The sequence below is a fragment of the Streptomyces sp. TRM68416 genome (assembly GCF_014596915.1).
In the GTDB taxonomy this organism is placed as follows: Bacteria; Actinomycetota; Actinomycetes; order Streptomycetales; family Streptomycetaceae; genus Streptomyces.
The window spans coordinates 100,756-124,496 of the sequence record NZ_JACVWU010000007.1 but is presented as its reverse complement, the minus strand read 5'-3'; the positions used below and the strand labels follow the sequence as shown (position 1 = coordinate 124,496).

Genomic DNA, 23,741 nt, shown 5'->3' with positions numbered 1-23,741 from the left:
TCACAGGGCCTTGTGCATGATGTGCAGGCCCACCAGGCCGTCCCGCGGATGCTCGAACGCGTCGGGGACCGTGCCGAGGATCGTGAAGCCGAGGGAGAGCCACAGCTTGACGGCCGGGTTGGTCTCGACGACCGAGTTGAAGACCATGCCGCGGTAGCCGAGGTCCTTGGCTGCGGTCAGTACGTGCTCGGCGAGAGCGCGGCCGACGCCACGCCCCGCGTGCTCGGGGTCGACCATGAAGCCCGCGTTGGCGATGCGGGCGGCGGGGCCGCCGTAGTTGGGGGTGAGGTAGGCGATGCCCGCCAGGGCGCCGGTCTCGTCCTCGACGACGTAGACGCGTTTGGCGGGGTTCATCCACAGGACCCGGGCGGCCTCCTCGGAGGTGTCCGGGTCCCAGGTGTAGGTCTCACCGGCGGCGACGATGCGGTGCCAGAACGGCCAGATCCGCGGCCAGTCGCCGGCCGCTGCTTCTCTGATCGGCATGGGCGTGAGTTTCGCACGCCCATGCCGTCGGCGATCGCGAAGGGTCAGCCTGCGGGTCAGTCGACGCTGGGCAGGATGTGGGGCTCGGCGAGGTCGTCCTCGTAGCCGGCCAGTCGGATCGGTGCGGAACGGGCCCAGACGTCGAGGCTGCCGAGCTGCCCCCCGGGCCGGCGGCCTGCACGCTCCGGGCGTTCCTTGGGGCGTTGTTCGCGATTCGTCTTCTCCGGTGTCACCGCGCACTCCTTATGTGTCGGATCACCCTCGGGGCACAGCGCCGGGTCCTTTGCGCCTGGCGTCTGAAGCCTCGGGTGTATGTCGTTGGCAGTTCGGACGCGGTGGCGCCGGTTCCTCGTGCGGAGCAGGCCGTTGTGAACCGGCGTGTCCCGGTGACGGACCGTGGGTGTGGGTGGGACCCAGTGTGGCTGTCCGTCCGCTACAGGGTAACCAAATGAGCGGGTACCCGCTCGATGGGGCTGAAAACTTGGGGTTACTGTCTGAAGTCGTCCTGTTTTCTCCCATGGGTGAGGGGCAGTTGGGGCCCGAGTGCCACGAGGTGCGCGCCGCTCGCGTCCGCCCTTCCGTGCGGCGGCCGGCCGCACAGTTCAGGTCCCGTTGGCCGGTTCGCAAGGCGGCCATGATCTGCTGGCGCGACGGCAACGGCTTGTCCCGCGGGAGGACTGACGCATGGAGCTGCGCAGTGTCGAGGAGCTGATGGATCTGCTGTACGCCTGCCGGGGCACGTGGGACACGTCCGGCGGGGGCGCCCGCGTCGAGCTGCACCAGCACGCCCTGCGGACCGCCGCACTGCTGCGCCGCAGCCGCCCGGCGGACAAGGAACTCCAGGTGGCTGGGCTGGTGCGGGCGATCGGCCCGCTGCTCGGGCCCGGCGATCCGGCCGCCCGGCCGGCCTGCGCGGCGGACGCGGTACGGCCCCTGCTCGGCGAGCGGATCTCCGCGCTCGTCCGCGCCGCCGACCCCGGCGACGAGGACGCCGCCCGGCTGCGCCAGGCACAGGAGGAAGCCCGCGGCGCCGGGTTCGACGCCGGCGTCCTGGAGGACTGGCGCACCGTGCTGGAACTGGTCGCGGCGCGCAACTCCCGCCTGGGGGCTGTCGACTGACGGCCCGTCATGAGACGGTACGTCGATGACGTCGTCGTACGGTCTGGACGGCAGGGTCGCCCTCGTCACCGGCGCCACGCGCGGCATCGGGTGGGCGGTGGCACGGGCGCTCGCCGGAGCCGGGATGCGCGTGTGCGTGACAGCGCGGGACGCGGCCGAGGTACGGCGCACCGCGGCGGGGCTGGACGGGACCGGACTGGCCGGTGACATCGCCGACCCCGGCCACCCGGCGGCGCTGACGGACCTGTGTCTGCGCACGTACGGCCGGATCGACGTAGTGGTCAACAACGCTGCGACGAACCAGCCGTACGGTCCCCTCATGGACGTCGATCCGGCGGCCTGGCGGGCGGCGTTCACCGTCAACGTGGAGGCGCCGCTGCGGCTCGTGCAGTGTGCGTGGCGGGCATGGCTGGGCGAGCACGGCGGCTCGGTCGTCAACATCTGCACGGAGGGCGCCGAGCACGTGGGCCCGGACGTCGGGGCCTACGGGACCAGCAAGGCGGCGCTGCTTCACCTGACCCGCCAGCTCGCGGGCGAGCTGGCTCCGCGGGTCCGGGTCAACTCCGTCTCCCCCGGGCTCGTCCGGACCGAACTGGCCCGCTTCATGTGGGAGCCGCGTGAGGGCGAACTGGCCGCCGCGCTGCCCCTGCGCCGCATCGGCGAGCCCGAGGACGTCGCCGACGCGGTGCTGTGGCTGGTGTCGGACGCGGCACGGTGGGTCACCGGGGCCGACCTGGTGGTGGACGGCGGGACGCGGGTGCGGGCCGCGGCGACGCCGAGGTCAGCGGCCTACCACTTGCCCGGCGCGTAGTCCTTCAGGAAGACGCCGTACAGGTCCTCGCCCGCCTCGCCGCGGACGACGGGGTCGTAGACGCGGGCCGCGCCGTCGATGAGGTCGAGGGGGGCGTGGAAGCCCTCCTCCGCCAGGCGCAGCTTGTCCCAGTGGGGGCGCTCGTCGGTGATCCAGCCGGTGTCGACCGAGGTCATCAGGATGCCGTCGGACTGGAACATCTCCTGGGCGCTGGTCCGGGTCACCATGTTCATCGCGGCCTTGGCGGCGTTGGTGTTCGGGTGCCCGGCGCCCTTGTAGCCGCGGCCGAACACGCCTTCCATCGCCGAGACGTTGACGATGTACGAGCGGCCCGAGGAGGCCTTGCGCGCCGCCTCGGCCATCACCGGGCGGAGCTTGCTGATCAGGATGAACGGGGCCGTGTAGTTGCACAGCTGGGTTTCGAGGAGCTCCACCGGGGAGATCTGCTCGATGGTCTGCACCCAGGTGTTGGTGTCGACGACGTCGGGGACCAGACCGCCCGCGTCGATGGCTGTGCCGTCGCGGTGCCGCTCCACGCTGGCGTTGCCCGCGACCAGGGCGAGGTCGGCCACCTTCTGCGCGTCGAGGCCGGAGACGCCGACGGGCAGCGCGGCCAGGCCGTCCACCGCGCCGGAGTTGAAGGCGCCGATGACGTGGTGGGCGGGGAGTTCACCGGCCGGCAGCGGGGCGGACTCGCCGTCCACCAGCGCGGCGTAGGCCGAGGGCAGGCGGCGTACCGTCTGGGTGGCGTTGTTGATCAGGATGTCGAGCGGGCCCTGCTCGGTCATCCGGTCGGCCAGGGCCACGGCCTGGGCCGGGTCGCGCAGGTCGATGCCGACGACCTCCAGGCGGTGGATCCAGTCGGCGGAGTCGTCCATCGCCTTGAAGCGGCGGATGGCGTCCTTCGGGAACCGCGTGGTGATCGTGGTGTGCGCGCCGTCGCGCAGGAGGCGCAGCGCGATGTACATGCCGATCTTGGCGCGGCCGCCGGTGAGCAGCGCGCGCTTGCCGGTGAGGTCGGCGCGGACGTCCCGCTTGGCGCGGTTCAGGGTCGCGCACTCGGGACAGAGCTGGTGGTAGAAGTAGTCGACCTCCACGTACCGCGTCTTGCAGGTGTAGCAGGAGCGGGGGCGCTGGAGTATCCCGGCGATCTTCCCGGCCTCGGTGACCGACGACGGCAGGATGCCCTCCGTCTCGTCGTCGATGCGCTGGGCGGAGCCGGTCGCCGTGGCCTCCGTGACCGCCTTGTCGTGGGCGGTCTTGGCGGCCCGGCGCTCCTGGCGGCGGCGCTGCTTGACCGTGCGGTAGATGCCGGCGGTGGCGCGGCGCACGGCGATGGCGTCGGGGTGGTCGACCTCCAGCTTGTCGAGCTCCTCCAGCACGCTGAGGCAGACGGCCAGCCGCTCGGGGTCGATACCGGGGCCGTACACGACCTCGTCCGTGCTCGCCGAGCCGTCCTGTGTCACCGTCATCGCCGCTGCCGTTCCCTGCTCACCCGTGCGGCGCTCCGACCGCGCCCGCTTTCGAACGGCGAATTCTACGGAGCGCCGGGCCGCACCGCCAAAAGCGGGACGATCGGCGGGCTCGTCCGGTGACCCGCCGTGACGGGACGGGCCCGCAGGGGCACCAGCACGGCGACGGTCCCGGCTCCCGGGTGACGACCGGCACCGTACGGGGCCACGGCCTGCAGCCCGCGATCCACACCGGGCCAGCCCCCCACCCGCAGACCCCGACCAGCACCGCGACGGCCCTGGCCGCAGGCCCGCAGGCCCGCAGGCCGCAGGCCCGCAGGCCGCACCCAGCCGTCCACAGCCCCCGCCCGCACACCGCGCTCAGCACGCGCCAGCCCCGGCCCTCAGCCCGCAATCAGCACCGCGACAGCCCCGGCCGCAGACCGCCACAGCCCCCGCCCGCACACCGCGCTCGCTGCCGCCTCGGCCCGGCCCGGTCCTCAGCCCGCGATCGGCCCGCGATCGGCCCGCGATCAGCCCAGTGACGGCTCCGGCTCGCAGGCCGTGATCAGCTGCGCCACCTCCTCGGAGAGCGCGGTGGCCAGCCGGTCCAGGTCCGGTACGGCCTCGGCGTCGGCGACGAGGCCGTAGTGGACGTGTCCGCGGTAGGTGGAGACGGCGACCGCGAGGGACTGGCCGCGGGCGAGCGGGGCGTAGGGGAAGACGGCGGTGACCGGGTTGCCGCCGAGTTTCAGGCCGAGGCCGGGCAGCGGGACGCTGGTGACGAGGATGTCGAACCAGAGCCGGGCGGCCTGGGAGACGAGGGGCCCGCCGAGCCGGTGGCCGAGGGCGGGCACGTGGTCGGCGAGCAGGGCGACGGCGCCCGCGCCCCTGTTGGGGCCGGCGTCCTTGTTGCGGTCCATGGCGGCGCGGACGGTGCCGAGGCGGCGCAGCGGGTCGGGATCGTCGACCGGCAGCCGCATCAGGTAACCGGAGAGCCGGTTGCCCTGCGGGTGCGCGGTGCGCGGGCGGCGCTTGGAGACGGGGATGAGGGCGCGGGGCGCCACGCCGTCGCTGCCGTCGCCGCGCTCGTCGAGCCAGCGGCGCAGGGCGCCGGCGACGACCGCGATCAGGACGTCGTTGACGGTGCCGCCGACGGCCTTGCGGACCCGGTGCACGTCGTCGAGGTCGACGACCACTCCGGCGGTGCGCCGGGTGCCGGTGGGTGCGGAGGTGAGGGCGTCGGAGGAGCGCGCCCCCAGGGTCGATACGGCGACGGAGGCGCCGATGTCGAGGGCGCGGCCGACGTCGGAGAAGGCGCCGCGGACGAGGCCGGGCAGCTTGCGCACGTCCGGCAGAAGGCCGCGGGCTGGCTCGGCGGGCCGGGGCCGGGGCGCGGGCATGTCCATCGGGTCGAGGACGGCCGCGGCGAGCGTCAGCGCGCGCAGCCCGTCGGCGAGGGCGTGGTGGAACTTGAACAGCACGGCGAAGGACACGCCGTCCTCGCCCGGCAGCACATGGGCCTCCCACGGCGGTCGGCCGCGCTCCAGCGGCCGTTCCATGAGCCGTCCGGCCACCGTCTGGAAGTCGTCGGTGGGGGCGTGCAGCCGCACGTGGTCGAGGGGGTCGAAGTCGGGGGCGGGCTCACGGGCCGCGCCGCCGAAGACGGTGGGGAAGCCCAGGGGCCACACGTCCCGGATGCGCATGCGCAGGCCGGGTACGGCGGCGGCCCGGGCGGCGAGCAGATCGGCCGCGTGGGCTCCGGCGGCGGGCGTGTGCGCGGCGAAGACGCCGAGCGCCCCCAGATGCATCGGATGTTCGGCGGACTCCATGTTCCAGAACGCCAGGTCGAGAGGTGCGAGCAGGTCAGCAGTCAAGGGCTTGCCTCGCGTCGACGACGGGTGAGCAAGCAGTCAACCCCTCGCGGGCGATTACGGTCAAGTACGATCAAGCTACGCACAGTTAACAACGGATTAAGTCCAGCCATCGGTGAATCCCTCGCCCCGGGAGCACCTCACGACACCTGCTGCCCCTTCCCCAGCGCGATCACCCCGCCCTTGGAGACCGTGTACAGCTCGGCGTCCCGCTCCGGGTTGACGCCGATCGTGGCGCCCGGCGGAACCTCGACGTTCTTGTCCAGCACAGCCCCGCGCACCACCGCCCCCCGGCCTATGTGGACGTTGTCGTGCAGCACCGAGCCCTGCACCACGGCCCCCGGGTCGACCACGACACCCGGGGAGAGCACGGACCGGGTCACCTGGCCGCGGATCAGACAGCCCGCGCTGATGATGGACTCCCCCGCGATGCCGCCCGCGTTGAAGCGGGCCGGGGAGAGCTGGCCCGAGTGGGTGTAGATCGGCCACTGACGGTTGTAGAGGTTGAAGGCGGGGCGCTCGGCGATCAGGTCCATGTGGGCGTCGTAGTACGCGTCCAGGGTGCCCACATCACGCCAGTAGCCCTGGTCGCGGGTGGTCTCGCCGGGCACGTGGTTGGCGCTGAAGTCGTACAGCTGTGCCTCGCCCCGGTCGGTGAGCTGGGGCAGGATCGAGCCGCCCATGTCGTGGACGGAGCTCTCGTCCTCCGCGTCCCGCTGGAGTGCCTCGACGAGGGCCTTGGTGGTGAAGAGGTAGTTGCCCATCGAGGCGTAGACGCACTCCGGGTCGTCCGCGAGGCCGGGCGGGTCGGCCGGTTTCTCCAGGAAGCACTCCACCGTCCGGCCGTCCGAGCCCGGGCTGATCACGCCGAAGGACGAGGACTCGCCGCGCGGCACCCGTATCCCGGCCACGGTCACTCCGGCACCACTCTCGATGTGCTGGGCGAGCATCTGGCGCGGGTCCATGCGGTACACGTGGTCGGCGCCGAAGACCGCGACGTACTCGGGGCGTTCGTCGTAGATCAGGTTCAGCGACTGCAGGATCGCGTCCGCGCTGCCCAGGTACCAGCGCGGGCCGAGGCGCTGCTGGGCCGGGACGGGGGTGACGTAGTTGCCGAGCAGGCTGGACATCCGCCAGGTGGTGGTGATGTGCCGGTCCAGCGAGTGCGACTTGTACTGCGTGAGCACGCAGACGCGCAGGATGTCGCCGTTGACCAGGTTCGACAGGACGAAGTCGACGAGCCGGTAGGTGCCGCCGAAGGTGACCGCGGGTTTCGCGCGGTCCGCGGTCAGGGGCATCAGGCGCTTGCCCTCCCCGCCCGCGAGCACGATGCCGAGTACCGAAGGCCCACCACGACGCATGGCCGCTCCCCTCACCCAGGTTGATCCATGCCTGCCCTCGCGCGGTGCCTGCTACGCCTGTTCGAGGATCTCCTCGTAGAGCCGGACCGTGCGCCGCGCCACCGCGTCCCAGCCGAACTCCCCCACCGCGCGCTCCCGTCCGGCCTCGCCCATCGCGCGGGCGCCGTCGGGGTCACCGAGGACGGAGTCCAGGGCCTGCGCGAGCGAGGCCTCGAAGTCGTCGTCCACGGGCACCAGGAGCCCCGTCTTGCCGTCGTCGACGACCTCGGGGATGCCGCCCACCCGGGAGGCGACCACGGGCGTGCCGCAGGCCATCGCCTCCAGGTTGACGATGCCGAGGGGTTCGTACACCGAGGGGCAGACGAACACGGCCGCGCGCGTGAGGAGTTGGATCACCTCGGGGCGCGGCAGCATCTGCGGGATCCAGTGCACGCCCGCGCGGACGCGGCTCAGCTCCTCGTACAGCTCGCGGAACTCCCGGTCGATCTCGGGGGTGTCGGGGGCGCCCGCGCACAGCACGACCTGCGCGGCGGGGTCGATGTCCCGTACCGCCCGCAGCAGATGGGGCACGCCCTTCTGGCGGGTGATCCGGCCGACGAACAGGACGTAGGGGCGGTCGCGGTCCAGGCCGAGCCGGTCCAGAACGTCGGTGCCGTGGTCAGGGCGGTAGAGCGTGGTGTCGATGCCGTTGTGGACGACGTGCACGCGCGCCGGGTCCAGCGCCGGGTAGCAGGCGAGGATGTCCTCGCGCATGGCGCCCGAGACGGCGACCACCGCGTCGGCGGCCTCGACCGCGGTGCGCTCGGCCCAGCCCGACAGGGCGTATCCGCCGCCGAGTTGCTCGGCCTTCCAGGGGCGCAGCGGCTCCAGGGAGTGGGCGGTCATCACGTGCGGCACGCCGTACAGCAGCTTGCCGAGGTGGCCGGCGAGGTTGGCGTACCAGGTGTGGGAATGGACGAGTTCGCAGCCCTCCAGGGCGGCGGTCATCGCGAGGTCCACGGAGAACGTGCGCAGCGCGTCGTTGGCGGTGTCGAGCGCGGACCACGGGCGGTGCCGCAGCACGCCCTCGGCGCGGCCCTCGCCCCAGCAGTGCACGTCCAGATCGACGAGTTCCCTCAACTCCCGGGCCAGGAACTCGACGTGGACGCCCGCGCCACCGTAGACGTCCGGGGGGTACTCCCGGGTCAGCAGTCCCACTCGCACCCGCAACCCCCTGTCTCGGCCGGACCCTCATGGTCACCCAGATGAGGCGCGCGGGGAAGAGCGCGGGGGCCGCGTGAAGCAACAGTCGCCGCACACGCCTCCGCCGGGCACCCGGTAGTAGAGGCAGCAGCTCCGGCGCCGGAAGGCGGTGCCGGTGAGGGTTCCGGTGAGGGTGAGGCGTCCGGTGCCCGTGAGGGTGCCGGCGAGGAGGGGGTGGGCGAGGAGGCCTGCGGTCAGGGTGCGGGTGCGTACGGCGGTCTCGGTACGGCCGTGTGCCAGCGCCCACCGTTCCAGTTGCCGGGCCGCGCCCGCCAGCGCGGAGGCCGCGTTGCCCCACAGCAGGCCCTCCGCGACCCGGTAGCGGGTGTGCACCAGGGCCGTCAGCGGTACGAGGTGGGCGTGCAGGACGGTGTCCGCGAGGTCGCCGTCCGCCGGGCGCACCTCGGTCAGCCACAGGTCGTCGGGTGCACTGCCGTCGGCGTCCCAGCGCAGCAGCCGCGGGGCGAGGTCCGGGACCGTGCCGTACAGGGCGGCGCAGCCCAGTGCCACCGACCACAGCCGGGCGGCGAGCCCCTGCTGGGCCACCGAGGCCGCGACGCGCGGCTCGGGGGTGTGCAGGGCATCGGCGACCTTCCGGATGCGGAAAGTCACGGAATTTCCGTAAACATCCGATGAAATGTCCCCGTAGGCCTGCGCGAGGGTCGGCAGGGGCGGGCGGGGTGCTCCGGAGGTGCGTAGTACGAAGAACGGTCCGAGCGGGCGCAGCGCGGCGAGATCGGGGTCGAGGTCCACGACGTGCAGTAGTACCAAGGGGGCGCGTACCGGCGCGCGGCGGGGCTCGGGGAGTGACACCCACCCTGGGGATGAGGGTGCACTCTCCGTACTCCATCGGCAGTAGGAGGCAACGCCTGCTCAGGTACGACGACGGGAAGAAAATTTCCGGGCATCGTGTTGGCTATGGAAGCCGACCGCCCGTCGCGCGGGACGAAGAGCCCTCGCCTCACGCAGAGGAGCCGCTCATGAGCGCCCTCGCGTTGTCCGTGCTGCTGTCGTTCGTCTCCGCCGTGGCCTACGCGGGCGGAGCGATCGTGCAGGAGCACGTCGCGGTGTCCGCGCCGGGCGGGCAGTACGCGGCCCTGCGCCGGCCGACCTGGTGGGCCGCGGTGGCGCTGAACGGCCTGGGCGGCCTGCTGCACGTGGCGGCCCTCGCCTACGGTCCGCTGAGCCTCGTCCAGCCGCTGGGCGCGCTCACCATCGTGTTCGCGCTGCCGATGGCGGCGCTGTTCGTGGGCCGCAAGGCCGGTGCGACCGCCTGGCGCGGCGCGATCATGGCGACCGTGGGTCTGGCCGGTCTGCTCTCGCTGGTCGGCGCCTCCGAGTCGCAGTCGCTGGGCACCGCCGAGCGCATGGCCGTGGCCCTGGTCACCGCGGGCGCGGTCGTGGCCCTGATGATCGCGGGGCGGGCGGCGCACCGGCACCCGGTGGTGCGCAGCGTGCTGCTCGCCACCGCGTCCGGTATCGCCTTCGGCATGTCCTCGGTGTTCACGAAGATCGTCGCGGTCGACTGGGACGGCGCGGTGACGGCGGGCGACCTGCCGGCCCTGACCGCCATCGGTGTGTTCGCCACGGCCGGCCTGCTGCTGTCGCAGGCCGCCTACCGGGGCGCCGGACTCGCCGCCCCGCTGGCCGTGCTGACCGTCGTGAACCCGGTCGTGGCGGCCGCGGTCGGCATCACGATGTTCGGCGAAACCTTCCGGTACGGCACGGCCGGCACCGCGCTCGCGCTGAGCTGTGGCGTGGTGGCGGCGGGTGGCCTGATCCTGCTCACCACGGAGCGCATCGCACGCACCCCGGCGGCCCCGAAGCCGCTGCCGGAGGCCGGGGTCACCGCCGGGGCCGACGCGGTCGCCGAGCCCGTGCCCGCCGGTGAGCTGCTCGGCACGGTCCCGGAGCAGGCCGGAGTCCCGGTCCGGACGCAGGAGCCGGTGCCGCTTCCGGTGCCCGAGCTTCCCCTACCGGAACTTCCCGTACCGGAGGAGGCACTGGTGCCGGTGCCCGCACCGGAGGACGACGGGCCGAGCACGTACCCCGTACCGCACCTCTACGGCCCGTTCTACGGCGGCCCGTACATCCCGATGCCGGTCCTGGACCGGCATCGCACGAGGATCAAATCCTGACCCCGCCCGCCCTCAGATAGGCCACCGGGTCGAGGTCCGTCCCGAAGCCGGGTCCCGTCCGCACCTCGAAGTGCAGATGCGGGCCCGTGCTGTTGCCCGTGGACCCGGAACGGCCGATCCGCTGCCCCGCGCCGACCTGCTGCCCGCTCCTCACGGAGATCGCCGACAGGTGGGCGTACTGGCTGTACCGGCCGTCGGAGTGGCGCACCACGACCTGGTAGCCGAAGGACCCCTCCCAGCCCGCGCTCACCACCGTGCCGGACGTCACCGACCGCACGGACGTGCCGGTGGGCACGGGGAAGTCGACCCCGGTGTGGTAGCCCTTCGACCAGGAGGGGCCCGCCTTGCGGTACGGCGTGCCGGTGGCCGCGCTCACCGGGGAGACCATCGTCCTGCCGGAGGTCTTCTGCGCCGGCTTCGCGGATGTCTTCTTGGCGGCCGGCTTCTTGGCGGCCGGCTTCTTCCGCTCCGGCGCCGACGTGGCGGCGGCCGGGGAGGCCGCCGTGACGGGCTTGCCGCGCAGCGCGAGCCGCTGGCCGGGCAGGATCAGGTCGGGGTCGGCTCCGACGGTCTTGCGGTTGGCGGCGTACAGCCCCTGCCAGCCGCCCCTGACCCGCTGCTCCTGGGCGATCGTGGAGAGGGTGTCCCCGCGGACGACCGTGTACATCTCGGCCCTGCCGGCCCGGGACTGGGGTGTGGTCTGCGGCTGGACGTCCGGTACCGAGGCGGTGGAGATGTCGGGGGTGCCGCCGCCCCTGGTCAGACCGGCGCGCACCGAGCACACCGGCCAGGCGCCCGGCCCCTGCCCGTCCAGTACCTTCTCGGCCACGGCGATCTGCTGGTCCTTGGTGGCCAGGTCGGCCCGCGGGGCGTACCGCGTGCCGCCGTACGCCTCCCAGGTGGACTGGGCGAACTGGAGGCCGCCGTAGTAGCCGTTGCCGGTGTTGATGTTCCAGTTGTTGGTCGACTCGCACGCGGCGACCTTGTCCCAGGTGTCCACGTCGGCCGCCTGCGCGGTGCCGGTGCCGATGAGCGGGATCGCCATTCCGGCGCTGCCCGCCGTGACGGTGAGCGAGGCGCGGTTGATCCTGTTCGGCTGATACCGGCGGTGCCGGCCGCGTACGGCCATGTCTCCAGCCCCCTCGACGTGCGTCAGGAGCGCCAAAAGTAAGCGCATGTAACAGGCCATGACAAGACGGCAATCAGCCGCTCCCGCGACCAAACGGCCGGGAAGCGACGCCACTTGGCGAACGTGGGAAGAGACGCCACTCGACGAACGGTTGAGGCGGGGTGGACCTCCGGTGCGTATCTGCCTGCGGAACGTCGGACAGCCCGGACGTGCGGCCGGCGTACCGGCACGTCACGATGGTCGTTGCGGCCATACTGACGGGCACGACCGGCACCACCGATACCGGACCCTTGAGGAGCCACCCGTATGAGCAGTTCAGCCCAGATCGGCGTCACAGGTCTCGCGGTCATGGGCCGCAACCTCGCCCGCAACTTCGCGCGCAACGGCTTCACGGTCGCGGTCCACAACCGGACGGCGGCGCGTACGCACGCGCTGGTGGAGGAGTTCGGGAGCGAGGGCGAGTTCGTCGCGGCCGAGACCGCGAAGGACTTCGTGGCGGCCCTGGAGCGGCCCCGCCGACTGGTCGTCATGGTCAAGGCCGGCGACCCGACCGACGCGGTGATCCAGGAGTTCGCACCGCTCCTGGAACCCGGCGACATGATCATCGACGGTGGCAACGCGCACTTCGCCGACACCCGGCGCCGCGAGCGCGACCTGCGCGAGCAGGGCATCCACTTCGTCGGCATGGGCGTCTCCGGCGGCGAGGAGGGCGCGCTGCTGGGGCCGAGCATCATGCCGGGCGGCCCGAAGGAGTCCTACGACTCGCTCGGCCCGATGCTGGAGAAGATCTCCGCGAAGGCGGCGGACGGGGCGCCCTGCGTGACGCACGTCGGTCCCGACGGTGCCGGGCACTTCGTGAAGATGGTGCACAACGGCATCGAGTACGCCGACATGCAGCTCATCGGTGAGGCCTACCAACTGCTGCGCGATGTGGCCGGGTACGAGCCCGCGCAGATCGCGGACATCTTCCGCACCTGGAACACGGGCCGGCTGGATTCCTACCTGATCGAGATCACCGCCGAGGTGCTGTCGCACGTGGACGCGGCGACGGGCAAGCCGTTCGTGGACGTGGTGGTGGACCAGGCCGAGCAGAAGGGCACCGGCCGCTGGACCGTCCAGATCGCCCTGGACCTGGGGGTACCGGTGTCGGGCATCGCGGAGGCGGTCTTCGCACGGTCGCTGTCCGGACACGCGGCCCTGCGCGAGGCCTCGCGCGGGCTGGCCGGGCCGAAGGCGTCCGCGCTGAGCGAGGCGGAGGCGGGCGCGTTCGCGGACCGGGTGGAGCAGGCGCTGTACGCGTCGAAGATCGTGTCGTACACGCAGGGCTTCCACGAGATCGACGCGGCGCGCGCGGAGTACGACTGGGACATCGACCTGGGTGCGGTGTCGTCGATCTGGCGCGGCGGCTGCATCATCCGGGCGGCGTTCCTGGACCGGATCCGCGCCGCCTACGACGCCCGCGCCGACCTGCCGAGCCTGCTGTCCGACGACACGTTCGCGCGGGAGATCGCCGACGCGCAGGACGACTGGCGCGAGGTGATCGTCGCGGCGACCCGGCAGGGCGTGCCGACGCCCGGCTTCTCGGCGGCGCTGGCGTACTACGACGGGCTGCGTGCGGAGCGGCTGCCCGCGGCGCTCACGCAGGGGCAGCGGGACTTCTTCGGGGCGCACACGTACCGCAGGGTGGACCGGGACGGCTCGTTCCACACGCTGTGGGGCGGGGACCGGTCGGAGGTTTCCGGCTGACGGGCCGTTCACGGTTGGTATTCTCGCGCTTCGCCCCGGCCCCGCCGCCGGGGTGAACGCGAGGGGGGCCAGGGGAAGTTGCCGGGGGGATCGATGAGACCGCGTCTGGTCTTCGTACACGGTGTCGGGAGGCCGCTGGACGCGGACGCCAAGCGGGAGGAGTGGCGGCGCGCCCTGGCCGACGGCGCCCGCGCGGCCGGGCACTCCCGCAGCGCGCTCGACCTGTTCGACCGCCCCTCGCCGGACATCCGGTTCGCCTACTACGGCGACCTGTTCCCCGGCAACGGAGTCCAGGGCGCGGTGGCACGGCCCACGCCGGAGGACGAGGAGCTGGCGGGGATGCTCCTGGAGGCGGTCGACGACCGGCTCCGCGCGCCCGAGGACGCCCACGAGGCCCGGGTGCTGCGCCGCGCCCGCACCCAGCTCGCCCCCGAGGGCGAACCGCAGGGAGCCGGTGCGGTCCTGCGGCAGACGCTCGCCGCGGCCAACACCCTGCTGTCCCTGCCCGGACTGCGCACGGTCGGCGGCTGGACCAGCGCCCGCATGATGGTCCATGTGCTGCGCCAGGTCAGGCAGTACCTCGCGCGCGGTCACGCCGACGAGGCCGGGGTGGGCCTCGACCGGCGCATCCGCGACCGGGTGGCCGCCGAACTCGACCCGGACGGCCCCACGGTGGTCGTCGCCCACTCGCTGGGCACGGTGGTGGCCTACGAGACCCTGCACGAACACCGGGCACCGGTCCCGCTGTTCGTGACCCTGGGCTCGCCCATCGGCATGCGGGCCGCGGTGCAGCCCCGCATGCGCCCGCGGCCGCTCCGGACACCGGAACGGGTCGGCGGCTGGCTGGACTTCTGGGACCGCGACGACTTCGTCACCGCCGGGCCCGAGGTCGCGCGCTGCGTGGCGCCGAACACCGCCTCCGTCGCCCCGGTGAGCCGCCGGGTCGACTCCGACGGCGCCCATGTGCATCCGGCGGCGAAATACCTGGCGCAGCCCGGCGTGGCGGGGCCGGTCGTCGAGGCGCTGAGTGCCGTCACCGCCCGATGACGCCCCCGCCCCCGCCCCGACATCTGCTGGTGATCGCACCGCAGTGCGCCGACCTGGCCGTCCTCGACGGACTGGAGGACGTGGCCCGGTCCCTGCACGCCGTTCTGCTCGACCCGGCCGTTGGCGGCTGCGCGGAGCCGCCGCAGGGTCTGCCCTCGCTGCTGTGCGGTCCGGACGTGATGCAGACCCAGGTCGAGAAGGCGGTACGGGACGCGGCGGAACGGGCCGCCGAGGCGGGCGCCGTGCTGGTCCTCGCCTTCCTTGGGCACGGCACCACGCCCGGCGACGCTCCCCGGCTGCTGTTCATGGCGAGCGACTCGCGCTCCGATGTCCCGGGCACCGTGGTCGACCTCGGCGGCCTCCTCGCCGCCGCCGTGGACACCCCGGGCGTGCGGGGAGTGTTCGCGCTGGTCGACACCTGCCGCGCCGCCGGGGCCGTACCGGACCTGGCCGCGCTGGGCGCCGGGGTGCGCGGCGGGGCCGTGCGGCTGTCGGTGCTGATGTCGGTGGGGGTCTTCGAGGACGCGTACGGACTCGCGTTCAGCAGGGGTGTCGTACGGGTGCTGCGCGAGGGGCTCGCCGGTGCCGGGGAGTTCCTGACGGCGGACGATGTGCAGGAGGCCGTCGACGCCCTGGCGGGCACCGGCGCCCGGGTGGTGACGGCCAACGGGGACTCGCTCGCGGGGCGCGTCTGGTTCGCCCGCAACATCCGGCACACGGCGGGCCACGGTCCGCTGCTGGGGCCGGTGGCGGAGGACGAACTGCGCTGGGCGCTCGCACCGTTGGGCGAGGCGGTGCCGACGGCGCGGGCCGATCTGGAGCGGCTGCGGGGCAGTCTCCGAGCCCGGCCTTCGGAGGCGGCCGCCTGTGCGCTGCGGGTGGCCGACGCCCTGGCCGACGCGCTGCGCACCGCCAAGTTGCTGAGGGAGTGGCCCGGTTCGCTGACCTCCGACCGGCTCAGACGGGCCTTCACCACGGCCGCCAAGGGCGCGGTGACCGTCCCGGACAGCTGCGGCGGCGAGCTGCTGCGGGACTGCGTGGAGGCGCTGCGGCTGCGGGTTCCCCGCCTGCGGGACGGCCGTATGGCAGCGACGGCCGCGTTCGTCGCCGCGCTCGCGGCCGAGGACCATCTCACCCCCGCCACACCGGAGTTGGCGGCCTGGGCGAGGGAGACGGACGCCGTCGTGGACCTCAACGACGCCTTCGCGCGCCTGGCGGAGCACAGTGCCGACGGCCGGTTGCGTCTGGTCGTCAGCCTGCACGCCGCCGTCGCCGACGACTGGCCGGAGACCCTGCTCGCCTGGCTGCTGGACGGCGAACACCCTTTGGCGCACGAGGAGTTCGGCTGCACGCCGACGCAAGAGGGCGTCGAACGGGAACTGTTCGCCGTACTGGCCTGGGCCAAACGCCGGGCCCGGGCCACGGGATGCCGGCTCCGGCACGTCGACATCGCCGCCCCCACGGCGTTGCTGGCCACCTGGCGCCCCGAGGAGACGAAGCAGCGCGGACCGCGTCTGGGCCTCTCCTACGAGATCGTCCTGCGCTGGAGCGACCGGCTGTGCCCGCCGGCGCACCTCGACTGGATCAACGACTACGCGCGCGACCGGCTCGACTCCGCCCCGCACTGGCTCGGCGAGCAGGACACCGGCGACGCGCAGGCGCTCGCCGACCGGCTGGCGGACGGCGCCTACGGCGGGGCGCTCGCCCTCGGCCACCGCCCCGACCGGCTGACGGAGGTCCTGGAGCCCCTGCTCGCCTTCGCGCCGGTCGTGCTGTGGCCGCAGGACCCGGGAGACCTGCCCGACGCCGCCCGGCAGAGCGTCGCCCGCCACTGGGACCGTATGCCGGGCGAGCTGAGCGCGGCCTACCGCAGCGCCTGGCAGCACGGCGCCGCGGCGCGGGACCCGGGCGACGGCCACCCGGAGCTGGCCCGGGTGCGCTCCGCATGGCACGACGCGCAATGGCTGGACTTCTGCGACTTGTTCGACCCCCGCTGAAGCCGATGCCGACCCCCGCCGAGCCGATGCCGACCCCCACTGAAACCACTACACCCCCCGCCGAACCAATGCCGACCCCCACCAAAACCACTGGCCCCCCCCCGCCGAGCCGATTCCGACCACCACTAAGGCCACTACGCCCCCCGCTGAGCCGATGGAGAGCACTCGGACATGACCTGGACCCCCTTCTATGTCGGCGACGGCACGCCCCGGGACGTCGACCTCGGCGAACCGCCGCCCTGGCGCGTCTTCCCCCGCAAGCCCGCGCCCATGGAGTTCCGGCCCCCGCCCGGACTGGTGGAGGCCGTGAACGCGGCCCTCGCCCTGCGCCGCCCGCTGCTGCTCACCGGGGCGCCCGGGTCCGGCAAGTCCAGCGTGATCGAGCAGGTCGCGGCCGAACTGAAGCTCGGCGATCCGCTGCGCTGGCACATCACCTCCCGCAGCACCCTGGTCGACGCCCTCTACCGGTACGACGCGCTCGGCCGGATCCACGCCCAGCGGCTCGCGGGCGACGACGACATCGCCTCCTTCCTCCGGCTGGGGCCACTGGGCACGGCCCTGCTGCCCGGCGAGCGGCCCCGCGCGCTCCTCATCGACGAACTGGACAAGAGCGACTTCGACCTGCCGAGCGATCTGCTCGACGTGCTGGAGCGGGGCGAGTTCGAGATCCCGGAACTGGCCCGCCACCAGCAGGACGTCGTGCCCGTCCGCGCGTGGGGCGACACCGGCCGCCACGCGGTGGAGAAGGGGCGGGTGCGGTGCGACACCTTCCCGTTCATCGTGATGACGAGCAACGGCGAGCGCGAGTTCCCGGCCGCGTTCCTGCGCCGCTGCATCCGGTTCTCGATGCCGACGCCGACGGTCGAGTCCCTGCGTCAGGTGGTCGCCGCCCACCTGACGGTCTCCGAGGACGACTCCCCCGCCGTAGACACCCTGATCGCCCGCTTCGTGGAACGCCTCCACGCCGGCGAGAGCCTGGCCGTCGACCAACTCCTCAACGCCGTACACGTGCTGACCGGCCAGGAAGCCCCGGACGGCGACGCCACGCAGAGCGTGCTGGACCTCGTCCTGCGCGAGCTGTCCCGTGTCTGAGGAGCCGTCCGCCGCGCTGGCACGGGCCGTCTCCGCGCTGCGCAGGGCGGCCCCGCAGCTCGACGCGACGGGTCTCGCGGAGGCCCTGTGGCTCGCCTCGCGGATGGCCTCCGCGACCACGCCACCGGCAGCCGAGCCCCTGGCCGAAGAGACCCCGCCACCGGCGGCACGGAGGCCCCGCCCGCGCCCCGTCACGCCCTCCGAGACCACGATCCCGGCCCCTCGGCCCGCCCCGGCCATCCGGTCCGAGCAGCCGCCCCGCCCCCTGCACGAACGCCTGCCGGACTCCTCCGCCCCCGTCCCCGGACAGCCGCTCGCCCTGCCCCGGCCGTCGGCGCTTCCCCGGGCGCTCCCCCTGGCCCGAGCCCTACGGCCGTGGAAGCGCCCCTGGACGGCGGGGCACCGGCACGCGCTCGACGTGACGGCCACCGTCGACGCCTACGCCCGCAGCGGCGAACTCCTCCCGGTCCTCTCCCCCACGCCGGAACGCTGGTTCGACGTCGTGGTCGTCGTCGACCGCTCGCCCTCGATGCAGGTGTGGCGGGAGACCGTCGACGCCTTCACCGGCCTCCTCGACGAACTGGGCGCCTTCCGCACCCTCCAGGCACGCGACCTTCGCTTCTCCCCCGACGGAGAGCCTGCGCTGACGGACCGTCAGGGCCTGCCCGTCGCCTCCGGTCACCTCGGCTCGCCCGGCGGCCGCCGCCTGGTCGTCGTGGTCTCGGACTGCGCCGCCCCGGCCTGGCGGTCGCCCGTGATCTGGCAGCGGCTGCGCACCTGGGCGCGGACGGCGCCCGTGGCGCTGCTCAACCCCCTGCCGACCAAGCTGTGGCGCCGCACGGGCCTGGACCTGCCCACCGCCCGCGCTCTGCCCGGCGGTCCCGGGTCCGGCAACGCAGGCCTGGGCTTCCGGCTGCCGCCGCTGCTGCCCCGCGGCTCGCGCGCGCAGGAATGGCTCGCCCTGCCGGTGCTGTCGCTGTCCCCGCACTCCCTGGACCGCTGGTCGCGCACCGTGATGCTCGCAGCGCCCGAGGGCTGCGCCGCCGTCCTGGTCCCGTCCGGCGGACGCCCGCCCGCCCCGGACCTGCCGCGCCCCGCCGGAGGCCTGCCTGCCCCGACGGAGCCTCGCCCCACCGCCCGCAAGGACCCGGCAGCCCGCACCGAGGCCTTCCTGCGGACCGCAGCACCCGCGGCGGCCCGCATGGCGGTCCTCTCGGCCCCCTTCGAGCGGCTGAGCCTGGACATGCTCTACGTCCTGCGCCAGGAACTGGTGCCGGAGGCGACGACCGCCGACCTCGCCGAGGTGCTCGCCTCCGACCTGTTCGCGCTGCGCACCGACCCGTCCGGCACGGTGACCTTGCAGGCCTCGGCCGAGGTGCGCTGCCACCTGGAGCGTGCGCTGCCCGAGCACGAGGCCCTACGGCTCACCAGGGCGCTGGGCAGCCACGTCGCCGGGCGCGGCCACGGCCTTCGGCGCATGCCGGTGGTGGCCGGCGGGACCGCCGCGGCAGACGGCGCGGGCAGCCTTGCGGCGGAGGCGGCACCGGCGGGCCGGGCGCTGGCGCGCACGCTGGAGCTGCTGGGGCTGGCTCCGGTAGCGCAGGAGCAGCCCGCGCTGCAGGTACCGGCCCCGGTCGCCGATCCTCTGCGCCTCGCGGTGCGGATGGCAGAGACACTGCTTCCGGTGGGCCGAACGGTCCTGGTCGATGCCCTGGTCGCCGCGGTCGACACGGTGCTCGGGCTGCTGGCGGCCCAGGGCATCTCGCTGGACGGCCGCGAGCTGCGCCGGCAACTGGAGGCCCACGTCGCCGCGTTCCACGACACCGCCGCGGCGGACGGCGACCGTCCACTGTGGTACACGCCACCCACCGAGCTCCGGCCGGACTCGTTCTGGGCGCGGTTCAAGGCCCATCTCGAAGCGCGCTCGCCCTCGTCGTACACGACCCGGCTGGACCAGATCACCGACACACTCATGTCGAGTCTCGGCAACCCCGCCCGACCCGGCCCGTGGCTGACTCCGACGATGGCCGCCACCCCTCCGCAGTCGGGTCGGACCACGACGGCGATCGGGCTGGCCGCCAAGGCCCTGGACGCCGGGTACGGTGCCGTCGTCATCCTCGCCGGAACGCAGAACACCACCCGGCTGCAGACCCAACGGCGCGTGGATGAAGGCCTGTTGGGATACGAATCGACCGACGCTCCGTACGCCCACGCGATCGGCGTGGGTACCCTGCGCGCCTTCCTTCGCCCGCCGGTGGTCGCCCTGACCTCCACCGAGGGCGACTTCGGCGCCCGCGCAGCCGCCCGCCATCCGGTCAACGAACTGGACGGCCCGCTCGTCTTCGTGGTCAAGAAGAACAGGACGGTCGTCGACCGCGTCTGCTCCTGGATCGTCAAGCAGTCCCGGACCGGATCGCACGCGTTCCTCCCGCTGCTCGTCATCGACACCGCGCAGGACAGCCCCTCCGGGCGGCACGGCCCCTCCCCGGCGGACCAGGCGGTCCACCGCCTGCTGTCGTCCGTCCCCCGGGCCGCCTACGTCAGCTTCGCCTACGGCCCGTTCGTCCCCCTCGTCGACTCCGCCGGCCGGGAAGAGCCGCTGTACCCGAACCACGTCGTCCGGTACTTCCCGGAGCCCGCCGATGACGACGTCCCCGCGCCACTCACCCCCGACATGCTGCCCCAGCTACGTGAAGTCACCGACGACGAGGCCTGGCTGACGACTCTGGTCCGGGCCCGGACCGGCGACGACCCCGAGCCCGACCTCCCGCCCTCCCTGCGTGAAGCGATCAACGTGTTCGTGCTGGCCTGCGCGATCCGCGAGGTACGGGGGCAGGTGCACGTGGGCAACTCGATGCTGGTGTCGGTCAGCCGGTACAAGGCCGTGCAGTCCCATGTGCGCGACGGGATCGCACGGCACGTCCGGCTCCTGCGGCGCTCGTTCTCGCCGGCCGATCCTTTCAGCAGCGCGCACACAGCGCCGATGGCCGACCTTGAGACGCTGTGGCACGCGGAGTTCGCTGGTGATGGGTCAGCAGGGTGGCCGATCACGTGGCAGCAAGTGTTCGCGGCTGCGTCACTCGTCGTCCACACGATCCAGGTCGCACTGGTCAACAGCGACTCCGACGGCCTGCCCCCCGAGCCGCTCCTCCGGCGCGCGGGAAGGAACGTCATCGCGGTCGGTGGCACCAAGCTGACCCAGGGTCCCGCGCTCGAAGGCCTGACCGTCGGCTATCACCTGATGTCCGCCAGTACTCCCGAGTCTCTCCTCCGACTGAGCAATGGCTTCAGCCTCCGTACCGACTCAAGGGACCTCTGCCGCCTGTACACCACGCCGGAGGTGCTGGCGGGCTATAGGTTCCTCACACTGTCGTCCGCCTTCTTCGAAGCCGACGTGGAGACCCGCTCGTTCAGCCTGGCGCCGGCTGCGGTGCGCGCCAACCTGCACGCGGCGGAGACGTTCGTCCGCCTCCTCGACGGGCGCGGCAGCAGCCCGGAGAACCGGGGGCGCAATCCGATCTGGCGTGACGTCCCGCCGGAGCTGATCATGGAGGAGTTCTTCAGGCTCTACCGGCCGGGTGCCGTCGTGCAGCGCGATCAGCTCGACGCGCTGTACGCGCACATCCGGCGACGCGTGCAGCAGGGGGAGCTGAGCAGGTGGACCGTGCAACTCGCCCGCCCTGCGGTCAGGGGCCAGCGCCCCGAGGTCGAACTGGGCGGCTATTACCTCGACTTGGCGACGCGCAAGCCCATGGACCGGGTGTCCGCCGACCGCACCTACCGGATCGGGAGGCTCAGCGGCGTCAGCGACACCTTCGCCGACCTCGACGAGGAGCAGTACGCCGCCGCCCTCGCCGCGACCCCCGAAGCCGCCGCGGGCATCACCGCCCGCTGGCCGTCGCCCCAGGCCGTGCGTGACGTGCGCCGCCCCGATCAGGCCCTGCTCACGATCTACCTGGTCCGTCCGCCGGAGGGCGAGGAGTCCGTGGGCCCGCTGGTGGGGTTCGCGGTGCGCCTGCCCCGCTCGTCGGCGGACGCCCGGGTCAGCTGAGCGGCGGTCCCGGCTCGGGGTTCGGCACCGGTTCGGGTCCCGGCGGGATCGGGGACGGGTCCGGGTCCGGGACCGGCCGGGGGCCCGGCGGAGGGGTCGGCGCGGGCGGCGGGGTCGGCTCCGGGGCGGGCGGGGGTTCCGGGGGCGGCACGGGATGCGGTTGTGGGTCCGGACCCGGCGTCGGGTCCGGATGGACGGGGTCCGGGTACGGGTGGGTCATGGCGTCCTCCAGCCAGTCGTACGCGTCGGCTCTCCGGACTACTCCCCCGCGTACCCGGCGCCCGCGCCGACAGTCACCCGGCCGGGGCACCGACCGCAGCCGTACGGCGTCAAACGGGCGCCACCGCCACAACCGTACGGCGTCAGACCAACGCCACCACCACAGCCGTACAGCGTCAGGCCACCGCCACCGCCCCAGCCCTACGACGTCAGGCCACCGCCACCGCCCCAGCCGTACGGCACCAGACCAACACCACCACCCCCGCCGTACAGCGTCAGGCCGACGCCACCGCGCGCGCCCCGGCCGCGAGTCCCAGCCGCGGACTGGACAGCACCGGGACGGGCGTCGACGCCAGCTCGCGGGCGGGGGCCATCGAGGCCTGCGCGAGGACGATCGCGTCGGCGTCGGTGACCTCGTCGGCCGCGGCGGCGACCCGCCGTACGTACTCCTGCGTGTCGCCCGCCTCGAACCGCGCCCAGGCGCCCTCGACCAGCCGGGAGACCAGGGCGACGGGGCGGCCGGCGCGACCGGCCTCCTCCTCGATCAGTTCGGCGGTCGGCCCGAGGGTGCTCTCCAGCGCCGCGAGGACGACGACCCGGGGACCGGCCGACACCGCCGCGGCGGCCATGGGCCGGTCGACGCGCAGCACCGGCACACCGGCGTCGACCGCCTCCGCCACGCCGCCGATCGTCGAGCAGGTGCACAGGACGGCTCGGGCGCCCTCGGCGACAGCACGACGAAGCGTCGACGCGACCTCGTCCGCCACCGTGTCGGGGCCGTGCGCACGCGCCCGGTCCAGCAGCGACTCGTCGACGATGTGCCGCAGTTCCAGCCCGGGGTGGGTCTCGTCGCGCAGGGCATCGAAGACGGGCCCATGGACGGGCGAGGTGTGCAGCAGGGCGAGCGTCACCGGGTCAGAACCGCCCGGGGTGCGCCGCGAGCCACTCCTTCGCCGCCCGCCGCAGCGCGGGGTCGGCGGCGGGGGCCTCCTCGGGGTGGCGTTCGGCCCACTTCACGACGTACGGGCAGAGCGGGGCGACGACGGTCCCTTCGCGCTCGGCGATGCCGTACAGCTCGCGCGCGAGCGAGCCCGCGATGCCTTTGCCCTCGTGGGCCGGTTCGACGACCGTGTGCACGGGGACCAGGGCGCGCCCGGGGCTTTCGAGGACGAAGTACTCGATACGGCCCACCACTTCGCCGCCGTCGAGGGCCTCCAGGCGGCCCGCCGCCCGGTCGTCGCGGATCTCGATGTCGCTCATGGGCTCGCTCCTGGTCCGTCCGGGGGGCTCAGGCCGATACGGCGGCCTGGGGGCTGCGCTCCTGGTCCGAGCCCGGCACCGGCTCCGACGGGTCGGCCCCGAGGGCCACGATCCGGTTGTCGTGGTCCACGTGCACGACCCGCGGCTCCAGCGCCCGCGCCTCGGCGTCGGTCACCTGAGCGTAGCTGATGATGATCACCAGATCGCCGGGATGAACGAGATGCGCCGCGGCCCCGTTGATCCCGATCACCCCGGATCCGCGCTCCCCCTCGATGACGTACGTCTCCAGCCGCGCGCCATTGGTGATGTCGACAATGTGCACGAGCTCCCCAGGCAGCAGGTCGGCCGCGTCGAGCAGATCGGCGTCAATGGTCACCGACCCCACGTAGTGCAGGTCGGCCTGGGTGACGGTGGCACGGTGGATCTTGGACTTGAACATGGTGCGCAGCACTATGGACTCCCGGAAGACGGCTCCCTGCCTGCTTTGTGCAGGTCAAGGGCGGTTTTCACTCTACACGGGCGCACGTCGAAGTCGACGGGCGTGAGGAACATCATGCTGTCGGCGACGGCGGCCATCAATCCTGCCGGAGGCCTCCGCCCGGCCCGGCCGGTCATCGCGGTCCCGGCCCTATGCGCCCGCGCACAACGCCTCCGCCTCAAGGCAGCGACTCACGGCGGCCGGCCCGATCGCGCGGGGAGCGGATCACCCTGCTCGTTCAGC

Annotated in this window: 19 protein-coding genes; 8 read left to right on the top strand and 11 right to left on the bottom strand. The window is 73.4% G+C overall.

The window, feature by feature from the left end; all coding sequences use genetic code 11:
* Both ICC28_RS13830 and ICC28_RS13825 read right to left on the bottom strand, forming a co-directional pair.
* Complete coding sequence (locus ICC28_RS13830; protein ID WP_188288825.1) at positions 1 to 483, bottom strand: GNAT family N-acetyltransferase; 483 nt, start codon at positions 481 to 483, stop codon at positions 1 to 3.
* A gap of 56 nt (positions 484 to 539) precedes the next feature.
* Positions 540 to 716 (bottom strand): hypothetical protein, encoded by a 177-nt coding sequence (locus ICC28_RS13825; RefSeq protein WP_188288824.1) that lies wholly within the window; start codon positions 714 to 716, stop codon positions 540 to 542.
* A 451-nt stretch (positions 717 to 1,167) separates the two neighbouring features.
* On the opposite strand from ICC28_RS13825, the gene ICC28_RS13820 reads away from it, so the two are divergent.
* Together ICC28_RS13820 and ICC28_RS13815 are read left to right on the top strand one after the other, a co-directional pair.
* Positions 1,168 to 1,602, top strand: coding sequence for a hypothetical protein (locus tag ICC28_RS13820; protein WP_188288823.1), 435 nt, complete (start codon positions 1,168 to 1,170; stop codon positions 1,600 to 1,602).
* A gap of 25 nt (positions 1,603 to 1,627) precedes the next feature.
* Positions 1,628 to 2,413: an SDR family oxidoreductase gene (locus ICC28_RS13815; protein ID WP_188288822.1), complete on the top strand. Its 786-nt coding sequence runs from the start codon at positions 1,628 to 1,630 to the stop codon at positions 2,411 to 2,413.
* Here ICC28_RS13815 and ICC28_RS13810 read toward each other — a convergent pair.
* From ICC28_RS13810 to ICC28_RS13790, 5 genes are all read right to left on the bottom strand, one after another.
* Positions 2,392 to 3,885 (bottom strand): SDR family NAD(P)-dependent oxidoreductase, encoded by a 1,494-nt coding sequence (locus ICC28_RS13810; RefSeq protein WP_188288821.1) that lies wholly within the window; start codon positions 3,883 to 3,885, stop codon positions 2,392 to 2,394. The genes ICC28_RS13815 and ICC28_RS13810 overlap by 22 nt on opposite strands.
* Positions 3,886 to 4,397: 512 nt before the next feature.
* A complete protein-coding gene (locus tag ICC28_RS13805) occupies positions 4,398 to 5,741 on the bottom strand; it encodes a wax ester/triacylglycerol synthase family O-acyltransferase (protein ID WP_188288820.1) in 1,344 nt (447 codons plus the stop codon).
* Between the two features lie 137 nt (positions 5,742 to 5,878).
* Positions 5,879 to 7,099 (bottom strand): glucose-1-phosphate adenylyltransferase, encoded by a 1,221-nt coding sequence (gene glgC, locus ICC28_RS13800; protein WP_188288819.1) that lies wholly within the window; start codon positions 7,097 to 7,099, stop codon positions 5,879 to 5,881.
* A gap of 51 nt (positions 7,100 to 7,150) precedes the next feature.
* Positions 7,151 to 8,302, bottom strand: coding sequence for a glycogen synthase (gene glgA, locus ICC28_RS13795; RefSeq protein ID WP_188288818.1), 1,152 nt, complete (start codon positions 8,300 to 8,302; stop codon positions 7,151 to 7,153).
* A 33-nt stretch (positions 8,303 to 8,335) separates the two neighbouring features.
* Positions 8,336 to 9,112: a (2Fe-2S)-binding protein gene (locus ICC28_RS13790; protein ID WP_188288817.1), complete on the bottom strand. Its 777-nt coding sequence runs from the start codon at positions 9,110 to 9,112 to the stop codon at positions 8,336 to 8,338.
* A 209-nt stretch (positions 9,113 to 9,321) separates the two neighbouring features.
* Between ICC28_RS13790 and ICC28_RS13785 the strand changes: the two genes are divergently transcribed.
* Positions 9,322 to 10,479: a DMT family transporter gene (locus ICC28_RS13785; protein ID WP_188288816.1), complete on the top strand. Its 1,158-nt coding sequence runs from the start codon at positions 9,322 to 9,324 to the stop codon at positions 10,477 to 10,479.
* Here the strand turns inward: ICC28_RS13785 and ICC28_RS13780 are convergent.
* Positions 10,469 to 11,608: a transglycosylase family protein gene (locus ICC28_RS13780; RefSeq protein WP_188288815.1), complete on the bottom strand. Its 1,140-nt coding sequence runs from the start codon at positions 11,606 to 11,608 to the stop codon at positions 10,469 to 10,471. The two genes, ICC28_RS13785 and ICC28_RS13780, sit on opposite strands and share 11 nt — an antisense overlap.
* A 306-nt stretch (positions 11,609 to 11,914) precedes the next feature.
* Between ICC28_RS13780 and gndA the strand changes: the two genes are divergently transcribed.
* The 5 genes from gndA to ICC28_RS41095 all read left to right on the top strand — a co-directional run bounded on the left by gndA (position 11,915) and on the right by ICC28_RS41095 (position 21,541).
* On the top strand, positions 11,915 to 13,354 hold the full coding sequence (gene gndA, locus ICC28_RS13775; protein WP_188288814.1) for an NADP-dependent phosphogluconate dehydrogenase: 1,440 nt from the start codon (positions 11,915 to 11,917) through the stop codon (positions 13,352 to 13,354).
* Between the two features lie 93 nt (positions 13,355 to 13,447).
* Positions 13,448 to 14,401, top strand: a complete 954-nt coding sequence (locus ICC28_RS13770) for an alpha/beta hydrolase (RefSeq protein ID WP_188288813.1) — start codon at positions 13,448 to 13,450, stop codon at positions 14,399 to 14,401.
* Between the two features lie 29 nt (positions 14,402 to 14,430).
* Entirely contained in the window at positions 14,431 to 16,398 is a 1,968-nt protein-coding gene (locus tag ICC28_RS13765) for a hypothetical protein (RefSeq protein ID WP_317454012.1), read from the top strand.
* A 171-nt stretch (positions 16,399 to 16,569) separates the two neighbouring features.
* Complete coding sequence (locus ICC28_RS13760; RefSeq protein WP_188288811.1) at positions 16,570 to 17,490, top strand: AAA family ATPase; 921 nt, start codon at positions 16,570 to 16,572, stop codon at positions 17,488 to 17,490.
* Entirely contained in the window at positions 17,483 to 21,541 is a 4,059-nt protein-coding gene (locus ICC28_RS41095) for an SAV_2336 N-terminal domain-related protein (RefSeq protein ID WP_317454011.1), read from the top strand. Before ICC28_RS13760 ends, ICC28_RS41095 begins: the two co-directional genes overlap by 8 nt.
* A 494-nt stretch (positions 21,542 to 22,035) precedes the next feature.
* Here ICC28_RS41095 and ICC28_RS13750 read toward each other — a convergent pair whose 3' ends face one another.
* From ICC28_RS13750 to panD, 3 genes are read right to left on the bottom strand one after another with little or no spacing between them, the layout of a single operon-like run.
* Complete coding sequence (locus tag ICC28_RS13750; RefSeq protein ID WP_188288810.1) at positions 22,036 to 22,671, bottom strand: aspartate/glutamate racemase family protein; 636 nt, start codon at positions 22,669 to 22,671, stop codon at positions 22,036 to 22,038.
* 4 nt (positions 22,672 to 22,675) lie between these two features.
* Entirely contained in the window at positions 22,676 to 23,020 is a 345-nt protein-coding gene (locus ICC28_RS13745) for a GNAT family N-acetyltransferase (RefSeq protein WP_188288809.1), read from the bottom strand.
* A 28-nt stretch (positions 23,021 to 23,048) separates the two neighbouring features.
* Positions 23,049 to 23,471, bottom strand: a complete 423-nt coding sequence (gene panD / locus ICC28_RS13740; RefSeq protein WP_188288808.1) for an aspartate 1-decarboxylase — start codon at positions 23,469 to 23,471, stop codon at positions 23,049 to 23,051.
* Positions 23,472 to 23,741 lie beyond the last annotated feature (270 nt).